This is a genomic window from Halobacillus sp. BBL2006 (assembly GCF_000786645.1).
Classification (GTDB): domain Bacteria; phylum Bacillota; class Bacilli; order Bacillales; family Halobacillaceae; genus Halobacillus.
The window spans coordinates 1-6,617 of record NZ_JRNX01000034.1 but is presented as its reverse complement, the minus strand read 5'-3'; the positions used below and the strand labels follow the sequence as shown (position 1 = coordinate 6,617).

Here is a 6,617-nt window from a genome sequence, read left to right as displayed (position 1 = left end):
TATTTTTTTTGATTTTCTAGTTTATAATAGAATTATTATGGGTATTGATGATGGCGTGTTTTTTTCGTGGTAGGTTTAAATGAATGAAGAATCTAATAATCTTTGATAAAATTATATTTGTATATTTTTGAACGTGCTATACATTACCGAAAAGGGTTACCTGAGGCGGAGGGTTAGATAATGGATGAGAATTTAAAAAATATCGTTTTGGATCACAGCGATGACATTGTAAAAATGTGGTTGGAGGAAATCAACACACATAAGAAGAATGATTATACATCGACAATTTCAGACGAGATGTTCGAAAGCACGAATCGTGAATTTGTAAATGTCATCTTCTCAAGTCTTGAAAAGCAAGGGCTGTCTTCTGATCTGGACGAGTTTTCCGAAAGGCTGATCAATTTAGGGTGGCCTTTAAGCTACTTGACTGATGGGATGCAAGTGTTCAGAAGAGTGGTCACAGGTTTTATTCTCCAGCAATCAGAAAAAATAGACTCTGACTATTTTTCAGAAGTCCTGAGAAAAGTGGACGGTTGGGTGGATCCGATCATCAATCGTCTTGTAAACGAATACTCGGGCAGCTGGGAACACATCGTTTCCTTGCAGCGTGTAGCGTTACAAGAATTATCTGCACCGTTGATCCCAGTGATGGAGAATATCACCATCATGCCGTTAATTGGGACCATTGACACTGAACGCGCGAAATTGATTATGGAAAACTTGCTGGATGGTGTCATTAAGCATAATGCAGAAGTGGTTCTGATTGATATCACTGGTGTCCCTGTCGTTGATACGATGGTAGCTCACCATATTATCCAGGCAGCAGAAGCTGTACGTTTAATTGGATCGCGTTGTATTTTGGTAGGCATCCGTCCTGAAATTGCTCAAACTATTGTGAACCTCGGAATTGATCTTGGTAAGTTCCCAACGAAGAGTTCCCTTCGCAAAGGATTCCAGACTGCGCTTGAACTAACGAATCGTCGTATTGAAGAAACGCAAAACAAAGACGAAGATATTGAAAAACTAATCGATTCGCTGGATAGGGAGTGAATACAGTGAGAATACCTATATTGAAACTTCATAATTATTTATTAATTTCCATTCAAATCGATCTGGACGACCAAACAGCGATTCAATTTCAAGAAGATCTCTTGAGTAAAATCCATGAAAGTGGTTCGTCTGGTGTTGTGATTGATCTGACCTCTGTGGATATCATCGATTCTTTTATTGCAAAAGTATTAGGTGATGTTGTCACGATGTCTGATTTGATGGGAGCGAAAGTTGTACTTACTGGTATCCAGCCGGCTGTTGCAATGACGTTAATCGATTTAGGCATACATCTGCAGGATGTCCCTACTGCATTAGATTTAGAACAAGGATTGATTAAACTTCGTCAGGAATTGGAGGAGTGACTATGGACTTCCAATCCTGTGTCAATATAAAAAAGGAGTGGGACATTGTTGGGGCTCGTCAATTGGGAAGAGACATTGCCAGAAAGATCGGTTTCGGGACTGTCGACCAAGCGCGTATTGCCACTGCGATATCAGAATTAGCAAGAAATATTTATTTGTATGCTGGAACGGGAAAAATCTGTTTTGAAGCTATTGAAGATATCAACCAAAAAGGAATCAGCATCATGGCTATAGACAATGGTCCTGGGATTAAGGAACTTAGCCAAGTGATGGAGGATGGCTTTTCAACATCTGGTGGACTTGGAGCTGGTCTTCCGGGAGTCAAACGTCTGATGGATGAGTTTGACATTCAATCACAAGATGGAAAAGGCACCGAGATTAAGGTTGTTAAATGGCTCCGTTAAAGGAGGTTAAATATTGAGTACACTGAAGCTTGATTTAGAAAACTACAAAGAATTATTACAAGAGTATATAAGAACGAAAGATGAACAAGCACTGTATCAGGCAGAGCAGTTCAGTAAGCAATCCATGCAGCACAATATATCGCCAGAAGAAATCATCAATGTGCACATTCAGTCCCTTCAGGAGATTTACCCGGAGATGCCGGATTATATTCAAGCTTCATTGAATTTTCTTTTAGAAACTATGATTTCTTATGGCATGGCTTATCAAGAATACCAGTCACTCCGTGAAAGGCAGCTAGAATTAAAATCAGAGATTTCAGTTGCTGCGAATATGCAAAAGACGTTGTTATCCACTGTGAAACCTGAGCTGGAAGAATTAGAAGTCGGAGCGCTTAGCGTACCAGCCAAGCAAATGAACGGGGACTACCACCACTTTGTTTACGATAACGAAGGATCCTTGGGAATAGCGATTGCAGATGTCATCGGGAAAGGCGTTCCTGCAGCGCTTTGTATGTCCATGATCAAATATTCTATGGACAGCTTTCCAGAGATGCGTATGGACCCCGGTGTCATTCTAGGGAGTTTAAATCGAGTGGTTGAACGTAATGTAGACTCCAGTATGTTCATAACGATGTTCTACGGCTTGTACAATACGAACAATCACACATTTTATTATGCATCTGCAGGTCATGAGCCTGGTTTTTATTTTCATAAAGACAAAGGCGAATTTGAAGAAATCGATGCCCCTGGACTTGTTCTTGGCGTATCCTCAGAGGCTACGTATCATCAAAAACAGATTGAAGTTGAGCAAGGGGACATGATCATCTTGCTGACAGATGGTGTGACCGAATGCCGTCAAGGGGATCGTTTTATTGAACAAGAGGAAATTCTTCATGTCATTAAATCTTTTTCCCATCTTCCGGCTCAAGAAATTGTCGAGAACGTGTACAAGTATTTTGAGCGGCTGCAGGATTTCCAATTGCGAGATGATTTTACATTAATTATTTTGCGAAGGAACGTTTAATGAATATCCAGGAAGGGTAACTATATTCTGATTGACTTTTCTAGGAATAATAGGAGGACTTTTAGATGAACTTAACTATAGATGTTACTAATAAAGAAAATATCGCGTACATTTCCCTAGCGGGAGAGGTAGACGCTTTTACAGCACCTAAATTGAAAGACACACTTCTACCATTGACGAAAGAAGAAGGTCAAACCGTGGAAGTCAATCTTCAGGATGTGAATTACATGGATTCAACAGGATTAGGTGTATTCATCAGTGCTTTAAAATCGACGAAGGAACACAACAGCGAAATGAAGCTTGTTCAAATGCAAGAGCGTGTCTATCGTCTGTTTAAGATAACTGGTTTGACAGAAATAATGAACATTGATTCTGCAGTGCGGGGTGGAATGTAAATATGGAACCATTTGATTTTGTTGAAGTGAAAGTGCCGGCCAAAGCCGAATATATTGGCGTGGTTCGTTTAAGTACGTCTGGAATTGCGAATCGGATGGGGTTCGCTTATGAAGATATAGAAGATCTGAAAGTAGCCATCTCAGAAGCGATTACGAATGCAGTAAAACACGCTTATAAAGAGACAGGGGAGGGTGAAATCACCATCGGGTTCGGTGTTTATGAGAACCGCCTTGAGGTCATGGTCGCAGATCATGGTGGAAGCTTTAACCTCGGGGAAATTAAAGAAGACATCGGGCCATACCAACAAGATGACGATATCGAAGAGCTTCGTGAAGGTGGATTTGGTCTATTCTTGATCGATGCACTTATGGATAAAGTAGAAATCAATAGCAAATATGGAGTAATTGTCCTGATGACAAAATATCTCCATGAAACTGAGGTGGGTCAGAATGGCGACCAGATCTCAACATCACAATGACGAAGTATATGAATGGATCGAGTTTTTACAAGAAAACCCACGTGATGAAGTCGTACAAGAGAAAATCGTTCTTGTCTACAAAGATCTTGTAGAATCCATCGCTCGAAAATACTCAAAGAATAGTACAATTCACGAAGATTTGGTGCAAGTTGGAATGCTTGGTCTACTAGCAGCGATCCGTCGATATGACCCCGAATTCGGAAAATCATTCGAATCGTTTGCCATCCCAACTATTATTGGTGAGATTAAGCGTTTTATCAGGGACAAGACGTGGAGCGTCCATGTGCCTCGACGGATCAAAGAGCTAGGTCCGAAGATTAAAAAAGCTGCCGAGGAATTGACAAGTATTCTTCAGCGCTCTCCCTCTGTACTCGAAATTGCTGAGCACTTAGAGGTTTCAGAAGAAGATGTATTAGAAACGATGGAGATGGGTAAAAGTTATAAAGCTCTTTCCGTCGATCGTAAAATTGAAGCAGATTCAGATGGAAGTACGGTCACTATTCTTGATTTGATCGGAAACCAAGAAGATGGTTATTCTCATATCGATCAGCAGATGCTATTAGAAAAAGTCCTCCCTATTTTAAGTGAACGAGAGCAGGAAATTCTTCAGTGCACCTACTTTGAAAATATGAGTCAGAAAGACACGGGTGAAAGGCTTGGGATATCCCAAATGCATGTTTCCCGTTTACAGCGACGAGCACTTCGGAAGCTGAGAGAAGCTCTGCAGTCCGAGTCGGTTGAGGCATTCTAGTGGATAAGCAACAAAACCACGTCAACGTCTCCGTATATCAAAAGGCGAAAAAGGGTAACTATTATTGTGGTGACAGTTACTACTTCAAAGAAACAGATGAAGCTTTTGTATGTGCATTGGCAGATGGTTTAGGGAGTGGAGAATTGGCGCGTGATTCATCACAGGCCGTTATGGATGTGATTGAAGAGAACCCTCCGTTGACAGTAGAAGCTCTTGTGAAAAAATGCAATGAGGCTTTGATGGGGAAACGAGGCGTTGTTTTAGGAGTCCTACGCATCGATTTTCAAACAGATACTTATTCTTATTCTTCCATCGGCAATATTGGAGTCATAACGATTGACTCGGAAGGCAAACGGAGTAGAAGTATTCCGCTTGCCGGATATCTAGCTGGCTACCCCAGGGATTTGAGGGTAACAAGAGGGAAGGTTCATAAAGGAATGAAGTTTTTGATGTTTTCGGATGGGGTCAATGACCGCCGATTGTCTAAGCATATTACAGAAGCGAGAAGTGTCGACTATATTACTGAAGAATATAAACAGCTTTACGGCCAAGCGCGTGAAGACGATACAACGTTGATCGCGATGGAGTATGAATAGAAAGGTCTTATTCTTAATCAAAGGAATAAGGCCTTTTATTGTGTTTAAATGTCTGAGATGCTCCGTTCTTTGCAAGTCAGTTGAGGGATTATTTGGTACAATACAAAATAGATGTTATTGAAGGAGGTCTTTTTTTGAGTGAACAACAGAGTCCTGAATTATTGAAACTTGTCTCTCAACAGACAAAGTTGAATGAAAAATCGATTAAGCAAGTCATTGATCTTTTAAACGAGGGAAATACAGTTCCTTTTATCGCCCGTTATCGAAAAGAATTAACAGGCGGATTAGATGAAGTGCAAATCAAATCCATTGAAGACCAATGGAACTATGTGAAAAACGTAAGTGAAAGAAAAGAAGAAGTGATCCGTCTCATTGATGAGCAAGGCAAATTGACAGATGAGCTTCGTAAAGAAATCGAAGCGGCTACTCAGCTGCAAAAAGTAGAAGATCTTTATCGACCTTATAAGCAAAAACGAAGAACACGCGCCACTGTTGCAAAAGAAAAAGGGTTGGAGCCTCTGGCTTTACAAGTGTGGAAGCAGGAAGAAATCAATGTTACGCAAGAAGCCAAAACATACTTCTCTGAAGAGCACGAATTGGAATCAGTTGATCAAGTCCTTGGTGGAGTTAACGATATTCTAGCTGAATGGATATCTGATGATCCGCAATACCGTGAACAGATCCGTAAGCAGACTTTCCAAAAAGGAACCATTGCTTCTACAGACAAAAACGCAGAGCAGGATGAAAAAGCCATTTTCGAGATGTATTACGACTACCAGGAGCCGGTAGGTAAGATTGTCTCCCACCGTATTCTTGCTTTGAACCGTGGGGAAAAAGAAGATGTTATTAAAGTATCGATCCAGCCACCGGAAGAATCCATCGTTGCTTTTCTTGAAAAGAAGGTCATACTGCCTTCAACGAAAGGACAACTTCGCTCACTCTTAACAGAGGCGATCCAAGACAGTTACAAGCGTTTAATTCAGCCATCGATTGAAAGGGAAATTCGCAACTCTCTTTCTGAGTCGGCGGAGGAACAGGCGATCGAAGTCTTTTCAAGTAACTTGAGAAGTTTATTGCTTCAGCCACCGTTAAAAGGGAAAGTCGTGCTGGGAATCGACCCTGCATATCGTACAGGTTGTAAACTCGCTGCCGTAGATGAAACAGGTAAAGTCCTGGACATCGGAGTCATGTATCCAACAGCTCCTAGAAACGATGTGAAAGGTGCTGAGAAACTATTGCTTTCGTTCATGGACAGGCATCCCATTGAATTGATGGCCATAGGGAATGGTACGGCTTCAAGGGAGACTGAGCAGTTCGTAGCCGATATGATCCAGAAGCATAAACTGAATGCTTCCTATATGATCGTTAACGAAGCAGGGGCAAGTGTTTACTCGGCCTCTAAGTTAGCACGTGACGAATTCCCTGATTTTCAAGTTGAAGAGAGAAGTGCCGTCTCGATAGCTAGAAGAGTGCAGGATCCACTAGCTGAACTCGTGAAGATTGATCCTAAATCGATCGGAGTAGGCCAATACCAACATGATGTCAGTCAGAAAAAA

General features: G+C 41.3%; 9 protein-coding genes. All 9 read left to right on the top strand.

The window, feature by feature from the left end:
- Nucleotides 1–180: 180 nt before the first annotated feature.
- Nucleotides 181–1,050 (top strand): RsbT co-antagonist protein RsbRA, encoded by an 870-nt coding sequence (locus LD39_RS01550; protein ID WP_035542142.1) that lies wholly within the window; start codon nt 181–183, stop codon nt 1,048–1,050.
- Between the two features lie 5 nt (nt 1,051–1,055).
- Entirely contained in the window at nt 1,056–1,412 is a 357-nt protein-coding gene (locus LD39_RS01545; RefSeq protein ID WP_035542140.1) for an STAS domain-containing protein, read from the top strand.
- A gap of 2 nt (nt 1,413–1,414) precedes the next feature.
- The gene (locus tag LD39_RS01540) at nt 1,415–1,816 is read left to right on the top strand and encodes an anti-sigma regulatory factor (RefSeq protein ID WP_035542138.1); all 402 of its coding nucleotides are present in this window, start codon (nt 1,415–1,417) and stop codon (nt 1,814–1,816) included.
- Between the two features lie 13 nt (nt 1,817–1,829).
- Nucleotides 1,830–2,840, top strand: a complete 1,011-nt coding sequence (locus LD39_RS01535) for a PP2C family protein-serine/threonine phosphatase (RefSeq protein WP_035542134.1) — start codon at nt 1,830–1,832, stop codon at nt 2,838–2,840.
- Nucleotides 2,841–2,905: 65 nt separating this feature from the next.
- Nucleotides 2,906–3,235, top strand: a complete 330-nt coding sequence (locus LD39_RS01530; protein WP_035542130.1) for an STAS domain-containing protein — start codon at nt 2,906–2,908, stop codon at nt 3,233–3,235.
- Between the two features lie 2 nt (nt 3,236–3,237).
- Nucleotides 3,238–3,714: an anti-sigma B factor RsbW gene (gene rsbW, locus LD39_RS01525; RefSeq protein WP_035542128.1), complete on the top strand. Its 477-nt coding sequence runs from the start codon at nt 3,238–3,240 to the stop codon at nt 3,712–3,714.
- Nucleotides 3,686–4,465 carry an RNA polymerase sigma factor SigB gene (sigB, locus tag LD39_RS01520; protein ID WP_035542126.1) on the top strand — a complete coding sequence of 260 codons (780 nt, stop codon included), beginning with the start codon at nt 3,686–3,688 and terminating at the stop codon, nt 4,463–4,465. Before rsbW ends, sigB begins: the two co-directional genes overlap by 29 nt.
- Nucleotides 4,465–5,061: a SpoIIE family protein phosphatase gene (locus LD39_RS01515; RefSeq protein WP_052158682.1), complete on the top strand. Its 597-nt coding sequence runs from the start codon at nt 4,465–4,467 to the stop codon at nt 5,059–5,061. Before sigB ends, LD39_RS01515 begins: the two co-directional genes overlap by 1 nt.
- A gap of 134 nt (nt 5,062–5,195) precedes the next feature.
- The coding region (locus LD39_RS01510) for a Tex-like N-terminal domain-containing protein (RefSeq protein ID WP_035542122.1) at nt 5,196–6,617 on the top strand (1,422 nt) is incomplete at its 3' end.